Origin of the sequence: Veillonella sp. VA139, assembly GCF_003992005.1 — a bacterium.
GTDB lineage: Bacteria > Bacillota > Negativicutes > Veillonellales > Veillonellaceae > F0422.
In genome coordinates, this window is record NZ_RQVL01000022.1 from 15,508 (window position 1) to 35,443 (window position 19,936).

Annotated in this window: 17 protein-coding genes; 16 read left to right on the plus strand and 1 reads right to left on the minus strand. The window is 38.5% G+C overall.

The annotated features are described in order from the left end of the window. Window positions 1-10: 10 nt before the first annotated feature. Window positions 11-3,562 (plus strand): pyruvate:ferredoxin (flavodoxin) oxidoreductase, encoded by a 3,552-nt coding sequence (nifJ, locus tag EO125_RS07805; protein WP_127148403.1) that lies wholly within the window; start codon window positions 11-13, stop codon window positions 3,560-3,562. Between the two features lie 429 nt (window positions 3,563-3,991). After that, entirely contained in the window at window positions 3,992-5,389 is a 1,398-nt protein-coding gene (locus EO125_RS07810) for a hypothetical protein (protein WP_127148404.1), read from the plus strand. 1 nt (window position 5,390) lies between these two features. Here EO125_RS07810 and cas6 read toward each other — a convergent pair whose 3' ends face one another. Further along, window positions 5,391-6,164 carry a CRISPR system precrRNA processing endoribonuclease RAMP protein Cas6 gene (cas6, locus tag EO125_RS07815; protein WP_127148405.1) on the minus strand — a complete coding sequence of 258 codons (774 nt, stop codon included), beginning with the start codon at window positions 6,162-6,164 and terminating at the stop codon, window positions 5,391-5,393. A 301-nt stretch (window positions 6,165-6,465) separates the two neighbouring features. Here cas6 and EO125_RS07820 point away from each other — a divergent pair, with 301 nt between their 5' ends. The 14 genes from EO125_RS07820 to EO125_RS07885 all read left to right on the plus strand — a co-directional run bounded on the left by EO125_RS07820 (window position 6,466) and on the right by EO125_RS07885 (window position 19,271). Continuing rightward, window positions 6,466-8,292, plus strand: coding sequence for a hypothetical protein (locus tag EO125_RS07820; protein WP_127148406.1), 1,827 nt, complete (start codon window positions 6,466-6,468; stop codon window positions 8,290-8,292). 20 nt (window positions 8,293-8,312) lie between these two features. Next, window positions 8,313-8,972 carry an RAMP superfamily CRISPR-associated protein gene (locus EO125_RS07825; protein ID WP_127148407.1) on the plus strand — a complete coding sequence of 220 codons (660 nt, stop codon included), beginning with the start codon at window positions 8,313-8,315 and terminating at the stop codon, window positions 8,970-8,972. 12 nt (window positions 8,973-8,984) lie between these two features. Next, on the plus strand, window positions 8,985-10,568 hold the full coding sequence (locus tag EO125_RS07830) for a hypothetical protein (RefSeq protein ID WP_127148408.1): 1,584 nt from the start codon (window positions 8,985-8,987) through the stop codon (window positions 10,566-10,568). A gap of 12 nt (window positions 10,569-10,580) precedes the next feature. Continuing rightward, entirely contained in the window at window positions 10,581-12,077 is a 1,497-nt protein-coding gene (locus tag EO125_RS07835) for an RAMP superfamily CRISPR-associated protein (RefSeq protein ID WP_127148409.1), read from the plus strand. A 14-nt stretch (window positions 12,078-12,091) separates the two neighbouring features. Continuing rightward, window positions 12,092-12,667, plus strand: a complete 576-nt coding sequence (csx19, locus tag EO125_RS07840; RefSeq protein WP_164726481.1) for a CRISPR-associated protein Csx19 — start codon at window positions 12,092-12,094, stop codon at window positions 12,665-12,667. Between the two features lie 3 nt (window positions 12,668-12,670). Beyond that, window positions 12,671-14,644, plus strand: coding sequence for a TIGR03986 family CRISPR-associated RAMP protein (locus tag EO125_RS07845; RefSeq protein ID WP_127148411.1), 1,974 nt, complete (start codon window positions 12,671-12,673; stop codon window positions 14,642-14,644). A 263-nt stretch (window positions 14,645-14,907) separates the two neighbouring features. Further along, a complete protein-coding gene (gene cas2 / locus EO125_RS07850; RefSeq protein ID WP_127148412.1) occupies window positions 14,908-15,183 on the plus strand; it encodes a CRISPR-associated endonuclease Cas2 in 276 nt (91 codons plus the stop codon). Window positions 15,184-15,488: 305 nt separating this feature from the next. Beyond that, entirely contained in the window at window positions 15,489-16,049 is a 561-nt protein-coding gene (locus tag EO125_RS07855) for a hypothetical protein (protein WP_127148413.1), read from the plus strand. A gap of 31 nt (window positions 16,050-16,080) precedes the next feature. After that, window positions 16,081-16,515, plus strand: a complete 435-nt coding sequence (locus EO125_RS07860) for a hypothetical protein (protein WP_127148414.1) — start codon at window positions 16,081-16,083, stop codon at window positions 16,513-16,515. A 70-nt stretch (window positions 16,516-16,585) separates the two neighbouring features. Then, window positions 16,586-16,876, plus strand: coding sequence for a hypothetical protein (locus tag EO125_RS07865; RefSeq protein ID WP_127148415.1), 291 nt, complete (start codon window positions 16,586-16,588; stop codon window positions 16,874-16,876). 288 nt (window positions 16,877-17,164) lie between these two features. Then, a complete protein-coding gene (locus tag EO125_RS07870) occupies window positions 17,165-17,575 on the plus strand; it encodes a hypothetical protein (protein ID WP_127148416.1) in 411 nt (136 codons plus the stop codon). 176 nt (window positions 17,576-17,751) lie between these two features. Further along, window positions 17,752-18,261, plus strand: coding sequence for a hypothetical protein (locus EO125_RS07875; protein WP_127148417.1), 510 nt, complete (start codon window positions 17,752-17,754; stop codon window positions 18,259-18,261). A 93-nt stretch (window positions 18,262-18,354) separates the two neighbouring features. Beyond that, the gene (locus EO125_RS07880) at window positions 18,355-18,870 is read left to right on the plus strand and encodes a hypothetical protein (protein WP_127148418.1); all 516 of its coding nucleotides are present in this window, start codon (window positions 18,355-18,357) and stop codon (window positions 18,868-18,870) included. Between the two features lie 164 nt (window positions 18,871-19,034). After that, a complete protein-coding gene (locus tag EO125_RS07885; protein WP_127148419.1) occupies window positions 19,035-19,271 on the plus strand; it encodes a hypothetical protein in 237 nt (78 codons plus the stop codon). The last annotated feature ends 665 nt before the right edge of the window (window positions 19,272-19,936 follow it).

Consider the following 19,936-nt stretch of genomic DNA (forward strand, 5'->3'; position numbering starts at 1 on the left):
CTATTTTAACATGCGTAAAATGAAAACTATGGACGGCAACCAAGCTGCAGCTCACGTAGCGTATGGTTTTTCTGAAGTGGCAGCGATTTATCCTATCACTCCATCTTCTCCAATGCCAGAACATGTGGATGAATGGGCAGGACAAGGTCGTAAAAACTTGTTCGGTCATACTGTACAGGTTGTTGAAATGCAATCCGAAGCCGGCGCTGCAGCAGCAGTTCACGGTTCTTTACAAGCGGGCGCATTGACAACTACGTTCACATCTTCTCAAGGTCTATTATTAATGTTACCTAACTTGTACAAAGTGTCTGGTGAGTTACTTCCAGGTGTATTCCACGTAGCAGCTCGTGCTATCGCAGCGCAAGCATTGTCTATCTTTGGTGACCATCAAGACGTTATGGCAGCTCGTGCTGCTGGTTGTGCTATGTTAGCAGAATCCTCTGTACAAGAAGTTATGGATCTTGCTCCAGTTGCGCATTTAACAGCGTTAAAAACTCGCGTTCCTTTCATCAACTTCTTCGACGGTTTCCGTACGTCTCACGAAATCCAAAAAATCGAAGTATTAGAATATGATGAATTAAAACCTTTAGTAGACCAAGACGCTTTAGAAGCATTCCGTCAACGTGCGTTGAACCCAGATGCTCCTGTAACTCGTGGTACTGCTGAAAACCCTGATATCTACTTCCAACATCGTGAAGCTTCTAACCCATTCTACTTAGAAGTTCCAAATGTAGTAGAACATTACATGCATGAAATCAACAAAATCACTGGTCGTAACTACCAATTGTTTAACTACTATGGTGCTGAAGATGCAACTGACGTAATCGTAACAATGGGTTCTTCTGCACAAGTAGCTACTGAAACTGTAGATTACTTACGTGCACAAGGCCGTAAAGTTGGTTTCGTACAAGTACACTTATTCCGTCCATTCGCGACAGATCGTTTTGTAGCGGCTCTTCCAAAAACTGTAGAACGCGTAGCAGTATTAGACCGTACAAAAGAGCCAGGTGCATTAGCTGAACCTTTATTCTTAGACGTTCAAGCAGCACTTGTTCAACACAATATTAATGCTAAAGTATTCGGCGGTCGTTATGGTCTTTCTTCTAAAGACGTAATCCCAGCTGACCTTGTAGCAGTATTCGATAACATGTTAGCAGAAGCTGGCAAACGTTTCTTCACATTGGGTATCAATGACGATGTAACTAACTTGTCCTTAAACCGTGCTGAAGGCGTATCCGTAAAAACTGAAGGTTTAACTGGATGTAAATTCTGGGGCTTTGGTTCTGACGGAACTGTAGGTGCTAACAAATCTGCCATCAAAATTATCGGTGACCATACAGATATGTATGCACAAGCATACTTCGACTATGACTCCAAAAAATCTGGTGGGGTCACAATGTCTCACTTACGTTTTGGTAAAAATCCAATTAACAAACCATACTTGGTAACTGAACCAGAATTTATCGCTTGTCATCGTCAATCTTATGTACATGAATATGATCTTCTTCGTGGTATTAAACACGGCGGTACATTCTTATTGAACTGTACTTGGTCTCCAGAAGAATTAGCAGAAAAATTGCCTGCAAAACTTCGTCGTACAATTGCTGAAAAAGAATTGAACTTCTACATCATCAATGCAGCGAAAATTGCAGCTGAAATTGGTTTGGGTGGCCGTATCAACATGGTTACACAAGCTGCGTTCTTCAAATTGACTGAAGATACAATCATTCCTATCGACAAAGCAGTTGAGTACTTAAAAGACTCCATTGAAAAAACATATGGCAAAAAAGGTGCAGACGTTGTTGCAATGAATAACGAAGCTGTTGACCAAGGTGTAGGAGCTCTTGTAAAAGTAGACGTTCCAGCAGAATGGAAAGATGCAAAAGATTCCGAAGATACTTTCGAAAAATCTTCTTGCACAACTTGCCCAAGCTATGTGGCTAACATTGCAAAACCTGTTAATGCACAAGCGGGTTATGACTTACCAGTATCCGCTTTCACAGGTTATGAAGATGGTACATTACCTTCTGGTACAGCTGCATTCGAAAAACGTGGTGCTGCTTTATTCGTTCCTCACTGGATTAAAGAAAACTGTATCCAATGTAACCAATGTTCCTTCGTTTGTCCACATGCGACTATCCGTCCTGTATTAGCGACAGCAGAAGAAGCAGCAGCAGGTCCAGAAAACTTTGAAACAATTCCAGAAATGATGACTAAAGGTGAATTGCAATTCCGTATTGCAGTATCTCCATTAGACTGCTTAGGTTGCGGTAACTGTGTAAACATTTGTCCAGCTCCTAAAGGAAAAGCAATCGAAATGCGCCCTATCGATGGCGAATTAGAATTTGCTCCAGCTTGGGATTATGGTGTAGCATTACCAACTAAATCTCACCCAATGAAACAAGAAACTGTGAAAGGTTCCCAATTCAAAACTCCATTGCTTGAGTTCTCCGGCGCTTGCGCAGGTTGTGGTGAAACTCCATACGCTAAATTGATTACTCAATTGTTCGGTGACCGTATGATGATTGCCAATGCAACAGGTTGTTCCTCCATCTGGGGTGCATCTATGCCAGCATCTCCATACACTAAAAACCAACAAGGCCAAGGTCCTGCATGGGCTAACTCCTTATTCGAGGATAATGCTGAGTTCGGTTACGGTATGTTCATCGGTACTGAAAAAATTCGTACACAATTAGCTGATACTGTAGCTTCCATTGCTGAAACTGCTGATGAAGCAACTAAACAAGTTCTTGACTTATGGTTAGAAAAACGTCTTCAAGGCGAAGGTACTCGTGACCGTGCTAAAGCAGTTATCGATGCTCTTTCCAAAGTAGAACAAACAGAAGCTGTAAAAGAAGTATTGGCTAAAAAACAATACCTTGTAAAACGTTCCCAATGGATCTTCGGTGGTGACGGTTGGGCATACGATATCGGTTTCGGTGGCCTTGATCATGTATTGGCTTCCGGCGAAGACGTTAACGTATTCGTATTCGATACAGAAGTATACTCCAACACTGGAGGTCAAGCATCTAAATCTACTCGCGTAGGTGCGGTTGCTCAATTCGCTGCGCAAGGTAAACGTACAAACAAAAAAGACCTTGGCATGATCGCTATGACATATGGCAACATCTATGTGGCTCAAGTTGGTATGGGTGCTGACATGAACCAATTGATGAAAGCATTAGCAGAAGCTGAAGCATATCCAGGTCCATCCCTAATCATCGCTTACGCTCCATGTATCAACCATGGTATCAAAGGTGGTATGGGTAATGCACAAGCTGAAACTAAACAAGCTGTTGCAGCCGGTTACTGGGATTTATACCGTTACAACCCAGCTTTGAAAGCACAAGGCAAAAACCCATTCAGCCTTGACTCCAAAGCTCCTGATTACGAATTATTCGACTCCTTCTTAGGAAAAGAAGTTCGTTACACATCTTTGGGTAAAGCGGTTCCTGCAATGAGCAAAGAATTGTTAGAAATCAACAAACAATTAGCTAAAGAACGTCGTCAATCCTATGTTCGTTTACAAAAAGGATTTGAAGACGAATTACAACAAGGCTAATCAATAGCTCAATAGCGAATCTTATACGAAAAGGCTCTCCTTCGGGAGGGTCTTTTTGGCTTGGTCTATGTTATTGATTATGGAATGACTGGTTATGAATATGGAAATATGCATATAAAACTTTTGGCATTCGTAAGTATGAAGAGTATACAAGAAGCATTGCCTCATATAAAGTCCTAATAGTAAATTAACTATTGGGACTTTTGTAATTTAGAAAATAATAGATTTGTTATACTAGGGACTAGAGATGTGATTGTATTAAGAGGTAGGAGAGCATATGGAAGTGTTAGCTATCGTAGGCATGTGTGTAGCTGCTGTAGGTGTTGTATATTATGATGAGGAGCATAGTGAAAATAATATTCACATAGTTTATTAAACTTGATATACTAACTATAAGTAATGTGTAAAATAAAGAACAGGAGAGACATCATGATTGTCTATAGTACAAAATTGAAAGTGACAGACAAATTACAACCACGAAGCTTTATTCGAACATTATTAGAGTGGCGTCAGCATGTAGACTATCAAGCATTTTCAGAGGCTGTCACTTGGGATGGGTTGGATATGAGTCCCGCTTGGGAAGAAAATGGGCATACCCTCATGATTGAACAATATGAAGATGAGGACATCATGGCAGCTTTGTTTGAACAGGCACCAGATGAATCGGGGTTGTGGAAAACAGAGGTTGTATTCAATGCAAAAGAACGCACAGTTTGTGTATTACAACATAAAAACTTTGATGAATCAATGTCAGAAACTAATCGCTATTTTTGGGCGCCATCTGTGATTAAATACTTGGTAAAAGGTGACTATATAGCTGAAGAACATGGGGTACCTATCGGTCCCGATGTGATGGAATGGTCGGAAGAGATTGAAACTAATTTATTGCAAGAATCAGTTCATAGTGTATGTAATGTCGTCATCAAAGGAACGCCCACTTTCATAGAAAGAATTAACATGGATAAATTGGTACTTAACTTAGAAGGGGTGGCACGTATCTTTGTAAAATCAGATGAGTATGAAATCAATTCAGTCACTATTTATCACCATAAAAATTCAATGCAAGCACCAGATGTGAAAGTATACCATACTGATACGGAGGTAAACTCAGAAAAGGTGCGTCAAAGAATTGTAGATATTGTGTGTGGCGAAATGAACTTAATTGATCGTAGACCATTAGATAGTTGGTATGGGGTTCAACAGAAGGTATTAGAGAAGAAAATAAAACAGTCTCTCCAAGAGCGAACTGAATCAAAAGAACTAGCAGAAATGGCAGTGAATGAAACAGCTACATTAGAAGAGAGACTGAAAGAGGCAGAAGCTCAGGCAGAAAAATATTTACTAGATTATATGAACCTTCAACAAGAATTAAGCATATTGCAATCTAGGATGAATAGTTCTGAGTCGGGTCCAGCTTTGTTGCATTATGGTAAAGAAGATGATATTTATAACGATGAAATTAGAAGTGCAGTCCTAAAGATTTTAGAGGATGTGCAACAAGACCATAAGCCACAAGATATCCATGCGAGCAATCGAATCTATGATATTTGTGACGATATTATCAGACATAACGCACCTCGAAAAAAAGATGCTTGGGATGTGTATGACTCCTTAGATAGTTTATTTAGTAATTATCGCCGCTTTACAGATCGGATGCGCAATGAGCTTACTTCCATAGGTGCAGAGATTACGAAAGAAGGATCTCATTTTAAAGCTAAATTAGGAGGCCAAGATCGGTATACCATTACTTTAGCAAGCTCACCTAGCGATGTAAATGCTGGTAAAAGAACTGTGGCAGACATTAAATTGCGGTGGTTTAAGAAATAATTTAGGAGTCAGTTTTAATTTGAATTCCCCCCATGCCAAGAGCGGTTTTTATACCAACTCCAGTAAACTGTGAATAAAACAATAATAACATTGCTAGTGGCGCTAAGGAGTGGTTCTTTTTAAAACGAACCGTATAGTATCCTATGAAAGCAGGTATTTGTGTACGATCTACACGATAAGGTTTGAACTGTATCCGATAGTCAACCAAGGTGGTAGCTTGACATAATTCTTTAGCTAAGCCTGGCGCTGTAAAGGTATAGGTTTCCGAAAAAGCATTCCACCGTTTTAATAAACTTTGAAAGATGCGCTCTAAATCGGGGAACGGTTGATAGGCATCTTGAGATTTAAAGCTAGTGCATGTTTTGAAGTTGATTTGTATCTCTTGAATATCTGCAGGATCATCTAGATTGGGACCTAATAGTAATTCACATAGAGCGTCGTGTGAAGTGGAGGAGATACTCATAGTTACAATATCTAGGTAGAGTTGTTTTTGGCGAACAAATACTTTATTGGGGAGGGATTCTAACATAGACCGAATTTGAGTCTCACAGGTGTAGGAAAATGTGATGATACGCCAGATATAGGATTGGCTTTTGTCATCAAAGAATACAAATTGTCGATAAGGATGTACCTGACTGCGGTGAAGTTCTGTGGCATAATCCGTGTCGATGTATTGCATGATGATGCCGTGAAATACACTGCCCATGGATTGATGGATAGGGAGATCGGTTTCAAATTTTACAGTGATGTCAAAGGTTGTAATTGGTTGTAGCATATAAGCCTCCTAATAGGCAAAATCAGACTAATTTACTTGAGAATAAGTAATAAAAAAGGAGTTTCCTGAACTATGTAGAATTATATAAAGATGAAGTATTTTAACAAATTGTATATGGATTCTATGATATAAATAGGTTACTATTATCTTAACATACTTTATACAGAATCGCATATCTACTTGCAGAATAAGATAAGGCGTAACCTGTGAAACGCTGGAAGAAAAAAGGGAGGAACGATAGCTCAACTATACGTGTAAATTGTATTTCAATATTATGAGTCTATGTAACATGAGGTAATTTATGAAAGTAGCAGCATTATTAATGGATACAAGGTCTATCCAAAAGTATATTTTTTCTGGAACGACCTTACGAACTAATATTGGCGCCTCTTATATTGTAGAGCAATTATTTCAAAATGATTTAGTGGATGCCATATTACAATCTGAGTTGGGACATAACTTAGGGCTAGTAGTACCAACAGAGAAAACGTGGGAATCTCCAAAAGGAAATGAAGAGATAGTGGCAGGCTTTACCAATGGTCACTATAACACGTATGTAGCCTATATTGGTGGTGGCAATGCATTGGTGTTATTTAAGGAAGATTTGGTGACAGAAAGTTTCGATCCACGAAAAGAAGTAGTAAAAGCGTTTACGAAGCATATCATTGTAACCTATCCTGGATTAAAAACCAATGCTGCCTTTGGGATATTGGAATTAGATGATACAGAAATTAAAAATGGTGATGAAACAACGACGGTATTTCAAAAAGAGTTAAAAGATTTGTACACCATTTTGAAAAAGAATCAAAATGAAATTCATCCTATTGTGAATGTGCCAATGACAGGATTTACATTACCGTGCAGTATTAACGGTGAAAGTGCGAATGGAGAATTAGATGCCTATGACCCTAAGAAAAGTAGATGTGGTCGCTATGTGTCACAAGAAGTAATTGCGAAACATAAAATGTCTGATACGTCTACTAAGCATCTTCATCATATCTATGGAGAGTATATCGCAGGCTATGACTTTCCGAAAGAGTTTGAAGATTTAGGACAAGTCACTGGCGATGACTATTTTGCCATTGTTCATATTGATGGCAATAATATGGGGGAACGATTCGCAAAGTGTAAATCCTTAGCAGAACGAAGTGCTTTATCTAATCAAGTTAAACGCATTACTGAACGAGCATTTGCCGTAATGGTACAAGTGGCAGCCATGATTAGTGAAGAGGAATATAAAGCAGAAAATATTAAGCTATCTCGTAAGGATACATCTGGTAATGCTATTCAGTATTTGCCAATTCGCCCCATCATCATTGGTGGTGATGATGTAACCTTTGTGTGTCATGCAAGGCTAGCTACCTTATTGAGCCACGTATTTATGACTGCCTTAGAAAGAATCAGCCGAAAAGAAATGGCATACCTAGATAGTTTAGGAGATAGTGCTATGTATTCTTGTGCAGGTATCGCTATTTTAAATACATCCTATCCATTTTTCCGAGGCTATGAATTAGCGGAACAATTATGTGCTAATGCTAAGAAAGAATCGCGTGCGAATGGATCGAGTTGGATGGATTTTGCCATTTTGCATGGAGAACAATCTCCTACATTGGAACAAATTCGTGAGCAGGAATATACATCTGAACTAGGTGGACAACTGCATTATGGTCCGTATTTAATATCAGATAATATAGTAGTAGGTACAACAGATAAACAAGTGGTATCGGCTACAGAGAAGCTAGGTCATAAGCATTATATGGCGATGTTAGATACGATTGCTGCTTTCAGAAAGAGTATGAAACAAGGCGATGCAGGAATGGGGCATAATAAAGTAAAAGGATTACGGTATGCTCTACAAGCTGACTTACATACACTGCACGATACGATTCAACAATTGGAATACCGTAACACACCATTGCCAAAAACTAAAGGTTGGGAAGCCTATCATACTTACGGATGGGAAGCAGGGTATGTGACCTCCAATCGAAGTGATGCAAAACAGTTTGTGACACCGTATATTGATGCCATCGAGATGTTAGAGTACATGCCTCAAGAGGCGTTGCAACAAAAAATATATGATGCGGTGGAAGCAGCCATTCGTAGTGTCAATGAAAGTCATCCTAAATAGTAACAGGTAAAGGAAATAGTATGATGAAACAATATGATGTGACAATCCAATTAATGTCTCCATTGCAACTTAGTGGCGGTCAAGCTGATGTGAATGTAGATATTGATATGTTAGTAGACTCTATGGGGATTCCCTATATTCCTGCTAAACGGTTTCGAGGTGTGCTCTATGAGAGTGCCTTGGAAGTGGTAGAAATGGTAGAGGGACTTCAAGACGGATATGAATATCCGTATGTAAACAAAACTGTATTAGATGAGTTATTTAATAGAGGACATAAAGAATCTCAAGTAGTATTAGAAATTGGAGATTTTCATATTGCAGGGTATGAGGCTTTAAAAAATGAATTAGAGCTTTTACATACAGCCTATCCCTCTGTGGTAACAAAAAAATCCATCCGTAATGCCTTCACATCCCTACGCTATGAAACGGCTATTGATGAAAATTCTGGTGTTGTGAAAGAAGGTAGTTTACGCAATCTGCGAGTGATGGATAAGGAAGAGCAAATCTTTACGGGTCAAATTTCTATGTATAATGGTACGGAAGCGCATGAACATTTGCTAGCGGTAGCATTGCAAAATGCGAAGAATATTGGGTATAAACGGAATCGTGGGTTAGGTAGAATTCAATGCACCATGGATGCACAATTAGAACTTGTGAAACAAGCGTTGAATAAGAAGTAAGTAGGGGACGATATGAAACAATTACGATTAGAAATTACAACAAAATCACCTGTTATTATTACTTCTGAAGATAGTGCACAAGTATTAACAGGAACGAAAACGTATTTTACTGGCTCTATGATTCGAGGTATGTTAGCAGAATTGTTTATTAAACAGCAACAATTAGGAAAGGTAGCTCATGAAAATGACACATTCCGAAAATTATTCCTAGGAAAACTTGTCTTTACGAATGCCTATCCAAAAGTAGAGGAAGAACGTGCCTATCCATTGCCAAAATCCTTACAAGGTGCAAAAACAAGTCAGGAAATTATAGATTTAGTCTATCAACCTGGAGAGGCTGGTTATAAAGGTTTTTCTGGCATGGGAATTGTCAAACAGAATGAACTGTATATGACATCTGTACGTAGTTCTGTACACTTTCATATGAGCCGTCAAGAAGATCACGAACGGTTTGAAGGTAAAAGTCGTGATGGTGGCATTTACAATTATGAATCCATTGATGTGGGACAAACATTTATTACATATATCTATGGGGAAGAAGCGTATTTGCAAGAATTAATGCATGGATTACCATGGAAACAAGATCGGTTACGTATTCGGTGTGGTCGCTCTAGACGCACTGGCTATGGTCATTGTGATATACGGATGAGCCCTATAGAGAATGTCGTTTGCGATACAAAAGCAGTGGCTCAGTCGATTCAAACTACCAAATCATTTTGCCTTCGTTTAGATAGTACATTGCTAGGCAGAGAACAGTTAGGAATTACATTACATGGAATCAATGGGGTTGCGCAAACGGTACTGGAAGAATTGCAAGAAGCCTTTCCTACTAAGACATTTTCAGTAGAAGGACTAGATGTAACTGGCTTTGCTGCTATGGAGAAGGTGCAAAGTTTCGTAGGGATATGGGGTGTGTACCGCCCAGAAGCGATGGGACTCAGCGCTGGGTCGATTCTATTCATTCGTACAGAGGATGATTGGACAGAGCCAGAGGTAGAAAGCTTACATACACTATTTTGCAAGGGCATTGGAGAGCGTTGTGAAGAAGGATTTGGTCAATTACGATTCTGGCTACATGATCAAGCCTTAACTATGCATGAAGCGACAAATGACACAGCCCGTAAGGTAGAAGGACCGAAAACACTTACCGCAAGTACAAAAGAATTGTTACAGGCGATTCTTGAAAATCAAATTATAGAGTCTATTCGTAAACAAGCTTATCAAGATGTACAAAATAATGTAAAACAATTGCGTAAAGCTGATCGTCATACCTATGCACAATTAGAATCATATATTGGTTCACTTTGTGAATCTGTAGGAAAAGGATTGGATCCAAAAGTCAAAGAAGGTATTGAACGAATCATTGAAACCAACTGGGGATATTATGGATTCTTCTTGGGTACAGAGCAGGAAAGTAGATCGGAAAGCATTCTTACATTATTACTAGACCACGGAAAAGAACCATATTGGGTTCAAACTAGTGATGCAGATATGAATGCATTGATTCAAGCCTATGACTTGCCAGCAATTCCTGTCCAAAACGTACGAAAAGAATATTGGACATGGTTCTTTAGATATGCTAGAAAAGTTGTGTAAGAGGGTACCCATATGAGTAATAATACGAAAGCAAAGATGTTAGAAACAATACAGATTACAGGGGATATTACGGTTACATCACCCTTATTAATTGGGGATGGAGAAAAGAATAATGAGGCGGTGGATGCCTTAGTATTACGTAATCGATATGATAAACCATACATTCCTGCCACTAGTTTAGCAGGCGTATTGCGACACCACGTTGTGAATTATCTTGAAGAAGATATCAGTCAAGTTATGCGTAACATTATCTTTGGCTCATTAGATCAAGGTGCGTCGGTTAAAACGGGAGATCATCAGAGTATCCTTCGTGTATATGATGTGGTATTAACGAGTGCTGATGGCACATCGGATGTGTCTATCGTGACTCGTGATGGCGTCCGATTAGAGCATTATCGACGGGTGGCTAAGGATGGTCATAAATTCGACTATGAGGCCATTGATAAAGGTGCTATTGGGACCGTTGCCATGGAATGTATTATCCGCCAAGGTCATTTGGATATATTGAAAAATTTTGATGATTCACTGACTGATACGCAAGCACTAACCATGATTAGAGAGGCTGTTTTTACAATAGCGAATATGTTACACACAGGTATCGGTGTAGGTAGATATACCACAAAAGGATTTGGACAAATTAAAAGTCATAATGTAGAGGCCCATGTATATCAATTACAGACGATAGACTCCATCTATAAATGGGTGATGAGAGACCAGCAAAAATCATCTGGAGACATGGTACACAAAGGTCAATCTGTGACACCGAAGATGCCTCATCTATTCCATATGAAAGTATGGGCGAATATCGACTCAGCCTTAATTGTTAGAACCATTAGTCAAAACTCTGATGTGGATTCCACGATGTTGATGAGTGGTGACGATTATGTGATTCCGGGTTCATCCATTAAAGGTGTAATACGTCATCATAGCCAATCTATCTTAGAAAAGATGGGTGTTTGGGAGGGCTGGAATAGCACTGAGCAAACCGACACTACTAATGCAAGTCGTTTTGTATCTCTGTTCGGTGGTATGATGGCCACTAATGCATCGAAATTGTATAAAAGTCGCGTATCTGTATCAGAGGCCTATATTGCACCGTCGAAAGCCGTTCGGAAAATGAAACAAACACGTAATCGTATTGATCGGTTTACGGGTGGAACGATTGATTCAGCTTTATTTGATAGTGAACCAATTTGGCAAGTAGAAAATCCCAAAGAAGGTATCCTATCTTTTGAAGTGAATGTGCAGAATTGTGTAGAAGATGAAGCAGGTCTTATGTTTGTGTTACTTCGCGATCTATGGATGGGCAAACTCACCTTTGGTGGAGAAGCAAGTATAGGACGTGGACGCTTACGAGGTGTTCGTGCAGAAGTTATCTATAATGGGGAAACATATACATTTGAAAATGAATATGATGCAGACGGTCGTATTGCAAAGTATGCCACTGAATCTAATGGCAATATTGATACCATTAACGAATGCATTCAATATTTACAAATGGGAATATAAAGGGAATGGTATATATGAGTTATGAAATGAATGTAAAAGAGCTAACAAGCAAAGAAAGAACGGTAACAATAGAGCGAGGGCTTACCTTTGCAGAATCCAGTACCTTAGCAGATTTTGCCAATACAATCACAGCACCAGCTACTATCGTAGTATGGTCTATGAATCAAGTACTTTGGGGGACTTGGGACGGAACAAAAATTGCGTTTCCAGAGTCCGTAGAAGTCAATATGGAATTTGCCACAGAAGTACGCGTATTTTCAGAAATAGAAGAGCTTCATGTATATAAAACTAAGCGGGGATCTTGGTTAGGAAGAAAGATTACAGATTCTGAGGATATAACAGGCATTGTTATGGATACCGTAGACAGTACAGCTAGACTACTAGGTAATGAAGTTCGTCACATAGATGGTAACTTTATAGAATGTAAAGACTCTGGACGTAAAATCAGCCAAATCATACCTACACCAGCGATATCAGGTGATACGTATGGATTGGTAACACGAAATTATGTTGACTATGTAGCAGAAACAGGACAAGCCACATATAGTGACTATCGGTTTGTAGCTATTGTAGGAATGAAAAAGGGGTAACATATGAGTGGAAAACAGCAAAAAAATACAAATTCAAATAAGGTAACTATACCTAAGAAATATTTTGGTACTGATGGTGGTGTTAATACATATCCTGCGGATGCCCCTTACAACTTTATTTCCTTACCGACAGATATTTGTGCACCCCATGCCATGTGGGAAGATGTGGTTGCTACAACAGAAGACCTACACATTGTTTCAGATATTTATGATGAATATATTCAAACACAGGGAAAGCATTCCGGATATATTGAACTGACTATCACCACAAAGCAAGATACATTGGTAGGTATGCCAGGTAAAACAGATCGAGAAAGTACATTCTTTTCCATTAAAAATAATGAGCCTATGATTCCGGGTAGTAGCTTGCGGGGTATGACTCGCAATCTGTTTAAAATCATGACCGCTAGTAGCTTCAGAAGTAATGAAGATTTTAATGAGCGAGTGTTGTACTATCGAGATATTGCCAGTAGAGGCAGTGCTAGTGAATTAAAAAATGAATATGAAAGAAATCATACAGGAGCCGGTGATGATACAATTCGTGGTGGATTTATAGTTCGTGTACGGACCCATACAGGGGACACAAAATGGTATGCCTATAATGATCCAACAGTGAACCTAACTGGTGAAAAGTTAGATGGTACCATCGATCATCCTATGGTAAATTGGAAATGTTTTACCGAAGCGATTGAAACATTGACCAATACAGGAAATCGGAAGGCACCTAGTGAATTAACTTGTTCCATTCGAGTGAATCAGATTGGTAAAAAGCCGACCAATACATACACAGTACGATGGAATAGTGATGAATATTATGAAATCGATGAAAGTATCATTCGAGATTATCTCGGTGACGAGAGACGTGGGGGAAATAGCATTAACTTACTCTATCCACAACGTTCCAAAGATGTGAATGGTGTTAGTGGCGGCGCCTTAGAATCGTCGCTTCTTGGAGATATCCTAGGCGTGATGGGAGCAGACATGATTGCACCATGCTTCTTTGTGGTGGATCCTACCAGTGGTAAAGTGAAAAACTTTGGACATACAAAATACTATCGTATTCCTTATAACTTTTCTATTGCTGACCATGTGCCAAGTAATTTGCGAACCAATCGTGTAGACTTTACGGATTTGGTATTTGGATTAAAAGAATTTTGGGGTGGTCGCGTGTACTTTGGGGATGCTGTTCATACAGAGTCTAGTGACAAAGGTATTTATCAAGGTGAACCTTTAAATACGATTCTGTTAAGACCGAATCCTACATCTTTCCAACTATACTTAGCGCAAAAAGGTACTGATAAACGATTGCATTGGAATGATAAATCCTCTATGATTCGTGGAGTGAAATACTACTGGCACCGCAATAGCATTGAAGTCTATGAGCCAGAGAAAAAGAACGGTAAAGACATCAACTCTAACATATTGACTCAATTATCGAATATAGTAAAACGAGACAATACCTTTGTAGGAAAGGTGTATTTCAATCATTTGACGACGGAAGAATTAGGTGCCTTATGTAAAGTGTTATTTACATCCACTGAAAATTCTGCTGATAAAATAACACGTAAAAAAGGTCGTCGTTTTAAAATTGGTAAAGGTAAATCCATGGGATTGGGGTCGGTAGACATTCAATCTAAGTTATTTTTAGAGGCTGAAGATGCCTATACTAATGAAAGTATATGGAGTGATACAGGAGTGGCACCGCTTCATGAAGAAATCTCATTAGACGAAGGGGAGCACACAGTGGATTCCTTTATTGCAGCCTTTGATACGCATACAAAGAATAGCATGTCCGAAGTAGCCCATGCATCCTTAGAAATAGGGGTGGAAGATTTAGTTATCATGATGGACTCGGGTGGTATTAATCCAGCCTTTGATTCACGTACGGTGCATATGACGATTGAAAATGATCCAGCGAATCGCTTTAAGGATCGAATTGCCTTGTTAGAGCCAAAAGAATTTAAGGGATTTAAATAAACTATAGGAAAAAGCAGCTAGGTTATACTAGTTGCTTTTTTTCATGATGCTACAAGTACTTAGTCATCGGAGATATGATAAGGCTAAATCAGTAAAGGACTGTTATCCCATATAGAGTTTTACATGGTGGTAGCAGTCCTTTTTGTATGGGTTACTATTGGGACTTTTGTAAATCAGACTCCGGTTATACATGCTATCATAAGCATGCACAGAAATGACGATATAAGGATGTACAATACAAGAGCGGGAAAGGAGAGTTTGTTATGACACAGTATCTAACCTTAGCAATTTATGATGTGGCAGATGATAAACGGCGCAGTAAACTAGTAAAAATTATGGAGTATTATGGCATGCGGGTACAAGAATCCGCCTTTGAGGCTATGTTAGCACCATCCCAGTGTAATCGGATGATTGAGCGAGCCTTAGCGTGTTTAGATTTGGAGGTAGACTCCTTTCGGGTCTATGTCATCCGTAATGAAAAAGATGTGAAATCCTATGGCATTGGCGATGTGAAACGGGATGATTGCTACGTGATATAAATTTTAGGGGAAAGAAAAATTAACTATCGGGACTTTTGTAAAATGAAAATATTCCTATGGTATATACTAAGGGCATGAGATAGATAAAAAACAAGTCATAAGGGGGGGATACAGACGATTATAAGAAGGTACATCGTATACATGCTATCATAAGAATGTATAGAAATGACGATATATGTAAATGCTATCACAAGAATATACAGAAATGATGATATAAGGATGTACAAATTATATTGTAGATGAGGGCTGAACTGCATGATGGTAAGCAGATAGTGCCCGTAGTAGGTTGAGAGAAAGGAGAACCTATGTGGACATGGTTGAAAGAATTTTTGTTTGGTAAGAAATCTTCTGATGAGCCTGTGCTAGTACAAAATCTGGCGGGGAAAGCAAAGGACACACTAGAAGAAGAGGTGAATCGGAAGGAATTGTCTTTTTTAGAAGAAATTAAAATTATCTTTGGTGAGCATAGTCAACTATTTACATCCAGATATGATGAGAAGTTTAATTTTATTTCCACAGATTATGTAGATGATGAAGGGTTAAAAGAGCTATCTATTATCGGTTTTCATAATGACACAGACCAAGTGCTAGTCATCTTTAAAGGGGTGATGCAGGATGGTACATTTGATGTTGGAAAAGTTAGCGATATTTCAGAAACTTTCAATCAACGTATGGATTATATGCAGCTTGAATATAATGAAATTAAAAATACCTTAGATGTAGTTGTGTCACTTTCGAGAGATCTTGCTGTAGATGATGAACGGCAACGGGAACTGGTGATGAATATCTTGTATAAAATAGCTGCAAATATTACACAGGTCATGCCAGATATTCGGCGACAATATAGTCAATCAAAGAATGCGTAGAGTCATTAATTGAGCGGTAAGGAGAGGTATAGTGGAGACACAAAGCCATAGAAAAGAGAAACCATTATTAGATGTATATATGAAAGCGTTCAAAAACGATAACTATCCGTTTACAAAATTTGGACAATTAGCAGGAGAGAAAGGGTGTATCTTTGATTTATTTTTTACAGAAGAAAATTCTATGCTGGTCCATATGAAAGAAATTGATGAGGATACAGTGCAAGCAGTTTTATATGATATCGTTCCGTATCGACATATACATCCCTGGCTACGACAAAAGACCTTAGATATGGTTAATGAAGCATTAGGAGAAGGTAGCTTGCATTTTCATGAAGAAGTCCAACGTTTCTGTATGATATTACAACTGAAGCGGGGATTTTTAGAAGAGGATGAGATGTTAGGAGAAGCATTACGCCAAGTATTCTGTGAAGCTGGAGAAGCGGTAAAAGCTTGTTTTACAGAATGATAAGCAGGTATATCTAGTTTGTGCAGTAGAGCTTGTTACAAAGATTGAGTTATGGAAATAAGGAGGCATTATGGGTGTATTTGACGGATTTTATAGAACGTTAGAAAATATTATGGGAAGCCATTTAACTAGTTATGATATCCAATGTATGATAGATGAGGCAAATGCACAATGTGAAGGAGGAGTTGTCGTATTTGATGAAGAGTTGCAACTTTTGAGCTATATAGTCGTATTTAATCTAAGTGGAGCTGAGTCAAAAGGTATTAGCATAGACTTCCTGTTACATGAGGCAAGTGCTAAAACTAATAATGCATTAGATTATTTTGATGACATGCGAGAAAGATTTAATTTATATACATAGTGATAGATCGTAACGTGATATAAATTTTAGGGGAAAGAAAAATTAACTATCGGGACTTTTGAAAAATGAAAATATGGCTATGGGATATACTAAGGGCATGAGATAGATGTAACACAAGTCATAAGGGGGTGACACAGACTATCATAAGAAGATACATCCCATGAATACTATCATAAGAATGTATAGAAATGATGACATAAGGATGTACAAATTGTATTGCAGATGAGGGATGAACTATATGATGTTAAGTATGTAGTACCTGTAGTATGTTGAGAGAAAGGAGAGCCTATGTGGACAGATTTAAAAGAATTTTTGTTTAGTAAGAATTCATCTAACAGTCCCATGGTAGAGCAAGAGCCTATAGAAGAAAGAGCAATTGCGGAGGAAGTAGTGAATCGTATGGAGTTGCCATTGTTAGAAGAAGTAAAAATGACTTTTGGCGATTATAGTAAGCTTTTTAAATGTGAGCAGATGAATGTTCCTAGTGGTGGAAAAGCTAATACGATTGTGACAGACTATACAGATGATGAGGGGATAAAGGAACTTCTTATTATAGAAGTCGATATGTATAAGGATTTAGTGGCTATACGATTTAAAGATACTATGAAAGCTGGAACTTTTAATATATCAGATATGATACAAATAAAACGGGAGGTGGAAGGACAAATACCAGGTGCGAATCTAGATTATTCTGATTAAGACCAATGTATGTGTATAGTTGCTGGATTGTATAGAGATCATACTAAAGATGAAGATACACATGCAGAGATGATAATGCATTCAATTTGGGAGATAGAAGCAAATCTAAGAAGGATCATGCCTGTGATACGATCGAAATATGGTAGAAAATAGGAGATATGTGTTAGGAGGAAAGAATGAAACCATCTGATGGATTGCGAGCAGTAGTGGACAGTAGTACGCAAACAAGCGAAGATATAACTATAAGGATAGAGCCACCTTTAATTGATGAATTTGAGATGATATTGAAACGAAAGGGATATCCAGTTACAAGGTGCAATGGAGAGAATAGACCGACAGCGCTAGTGTATTGTGTGTTGCATAAAGGTACTATACAAAATGTAGCAATGGTGGAAGAAAAAGATGGATCTGTCACGGCCTTTGTGGTATATCCAATAGATTGTAGTAATATGCCAGTAAACTTAGTGTACCAAATTGCAGGGGGGATGCAAGAGACGATGAATTTGGGATTAGGTAGTGTTACATGTAACCCTGAAATAGGTGAGGTTCACTATGTGCATCGCTTTCATCGAAAACAGTTCTATCCCTATGAAGATTTAGCGGAGCAAATTATATCTCTATTTGAACAAGAGGTTGAGATAGCCTTAGATGTGTTTAAAGAAACCGCTAAGAAGTATGGATTATGATGCAGAGTATAGGATTATTGAACAGCATTTACTGATATAAACCTTGCGTTTAGAGATGAGAGCGATAATGATAATAAGAAATAAGGAGAAGTTATGGGATTATTTGATGGACAAAAAAGAATAGAAGAAATAATTAGACAAGGGGGTAGTTTGGAGAGATGGTATAGTAATTCTGGCGTGCCACTAATGAAAGCAATAGAAAAGGCATTAGTACGTGATGCTAAAGATGTTGTTACTAAGATGGGTGATAATGGAAAGCTGATCTTAGAATACTTTATGTATCATAATTATGAGAAATTAGAAGTTGTTATTATGGAAGATGAGCACTTAGGACCATGTTTTAATACCCTATATCCGGTAAATACTAGGCATTTAACCTCTAATGATATAGCGAATATTTTACAAGCTGCCAATGCAAAGTGTAAAACAGGAATTGTTATACATAATGAAAGTGTAGATGTCTTTTGCTATATATTCGCATACGAGTCAAATGAATTCGTACCTGAAGGAATTAGTGTAGATATTTTATTGTGTATGGCAAACGAAGAGACTAACAACGTATTAGATTACTTAGATACAGTGAGAGAGTACTTTAATTTATATACATAAGAATAGAGTATGAGTTTGATATGGCGAAACTAGCATAGAGAAACAAAAAAAATAAGAGCGCTGGCTCTTCCTACATAAACAGTATTTTATATTGTTTATAAAGGAAGAGACAGTGCTCTTTTTGTTTTTAAATTATTTAAATCATAACGAAAGAATAGCAATGGTTGGACGCAAATGGTACGGTGTACCATTTACGCAAGGATATCTGGTTTTGGCAAAAGGCTATCGGTATTTTACCAGTCCCCGCAATGGTGGACGTAAATAGTGCGGTGCACTATTTACGCACAGATATCTGTTCTTGCGAAAAGGCTATCGGTATTTCGCCAGTCCCCGCAATGGTGGACGTAAATAGTGCGGTGCACTATTTACGCACAGATATCTGGTCTTGTGCAAGAGGCTAAAGTTATTTCTGAGTCCCCGCAATGGTGGACGTAAATAGCACGGTGCACTATTTATGCATAGATATGTGTACCTTGGGAATAGGCTAATCTAATTTTGCTTGTCCCCGCAATGGTGGACGTAAATAGCACGGTGTGCTATTTACGCACAGATATATGAACTCAGGGGAAAGGATGATGTAATTTGCATGTCCCCGCAATGGGGAAGTAATTCTAAAGTACGAGTCTATTATCCTTTCCAACCAGTTGCTATGTTTCAGTCCCCGCAATGGGGAAGTAATTCTAAAGTAAGGACTTACTCAGGTCCGAGGATTTTTATTGCGTTTCAGTCCCCGCAATGGGGAAGTAATTCTAAAGGTTGAAGATCTTATCGAATATTTTAAAAAGAAAGTTTCAGTCCCCGCAATGGGGAAGTAATTCTAAAGTCTCTACAGATTCACTTACGGCAACATCTACTTCTGTTTCAGTCCCCGCAATGGGGAAGTAATTCTAAAGAAGGAGATGGTGACAAATTAGAAAATGATTTAAGTTTCAGTCCCCGCAATGGGGAAGTAATTCTAAAGAGTTGATTGGCGCATTAGGATCTGTATATTATACAAATCTCAGAGCCCAAGAGACTAGAATTAATATCGTATGAAGTGGTGAGCTTGAAAAAAAAAATGTTGGGG

Excerpts from the sequence above, each read along its gene's own strand:
- EO125_RS07870 (WP_127148416.1), top strand. The coding sequence starts at position 17,165 with ATGTGGACAGATTTAAAAGAATTTTTGTTTAGTAAGAATTCATCTAAC.
- EO125_RS07835 (WP_127148409.1), top strand. The coding sequence starts at position 10,581 with ATGAGTAATAATACGAAAGCAAAGATGTTAGAAACAATACAGATTACA.
- nifJ (WP_127148403.1), top strand. The coding sequence starts at position 11 with ATGCGTAAAATGAAAACTATGGACGGCAACCAAGCTGCAGCTCACGTA.
- csx19 (WP_164726481.1), top strand. The coding sequence starts at position 12,092 with ATGAGTTATGAAATGAATGTAAAAGAGCTAACAAGCAAAGAAAGAACG.
- EO125_RS07875 (WP_127148417.1), top strand. The coding sequence starts at position 17,752 with ATGAAACCATCTGATGGATTGCGAGCAGTAGTGGACAGTAGTACGCAA.
- EO125_RS07855 (WP_127148413.1), top strand. The coding sequence starts at position 15,489 with ATGTGGACATGGTTGAAAGAATTTTTGTTTGGTAAGAAATCTTCTGAT.
- EO125_RS07865 (WP_127148415.1), top strand. The coding sequence starts at position 16,586 with ATGGGTGTATTTGACGGATTTTATAGAACGTTAGAAAATATTATGGGA.
- EO125_RS07880 (WP_127148418.1), top strand. The coding sequence starts at position 18,355 with ATGGGATTATTTGATGGACAAAAAAGAATAGAAGAAATAATTAGACAA.
- cas6 (WP_127148405.1), bottom strand. The coding sequence starts at position 6,164 with ATGCTACAACCAATTACAACCTTTGACATCACTGTAAAATTTGAAACC.
- EO125_RS07820 (WP_127148406.1), top strand. The coding sequence starts at position 6,466 with ATGAAAGTAGCAGCATTATTAATGGATACAAGGTCTATCCAAAAGTAT.
- cas2 (WP_127148412.1), top strand. The coding sequence starts at position 14,908 with ATGACACAGTATCTAACCTTAGCAATTTATGATGTGGCAGATGATAAA.
- EO125_RS07825 (WP_127148407.1), top strand. The coding sequence starts at position 8,313 with ATGATGAAACAATATGATGTGACAATCCAATTAATGTCTCCATTGCAA.
- EO125_RS07830 (WP_127148408.1), top strand. The coding sequence starts at position 8,985 with ATGAAACAATTACGATTAGAAATTACAACAAAATCACCTGTTATTATT.
- EO125_RS07810 (WP_127148404.1), top strand. The coding sequence starts at position 3,992 with ATGATTGTCTATAGTACAAAATTGAAAGTGACAGACAAATTACAACCA.
- EO125_RS07845 (WP_127148411.1), top strand. The coding sequence starts at position 12,671 with ATGAGTGGAAAACAGCAAAAAAATACAAATTCAAATAAGGTAACTATA.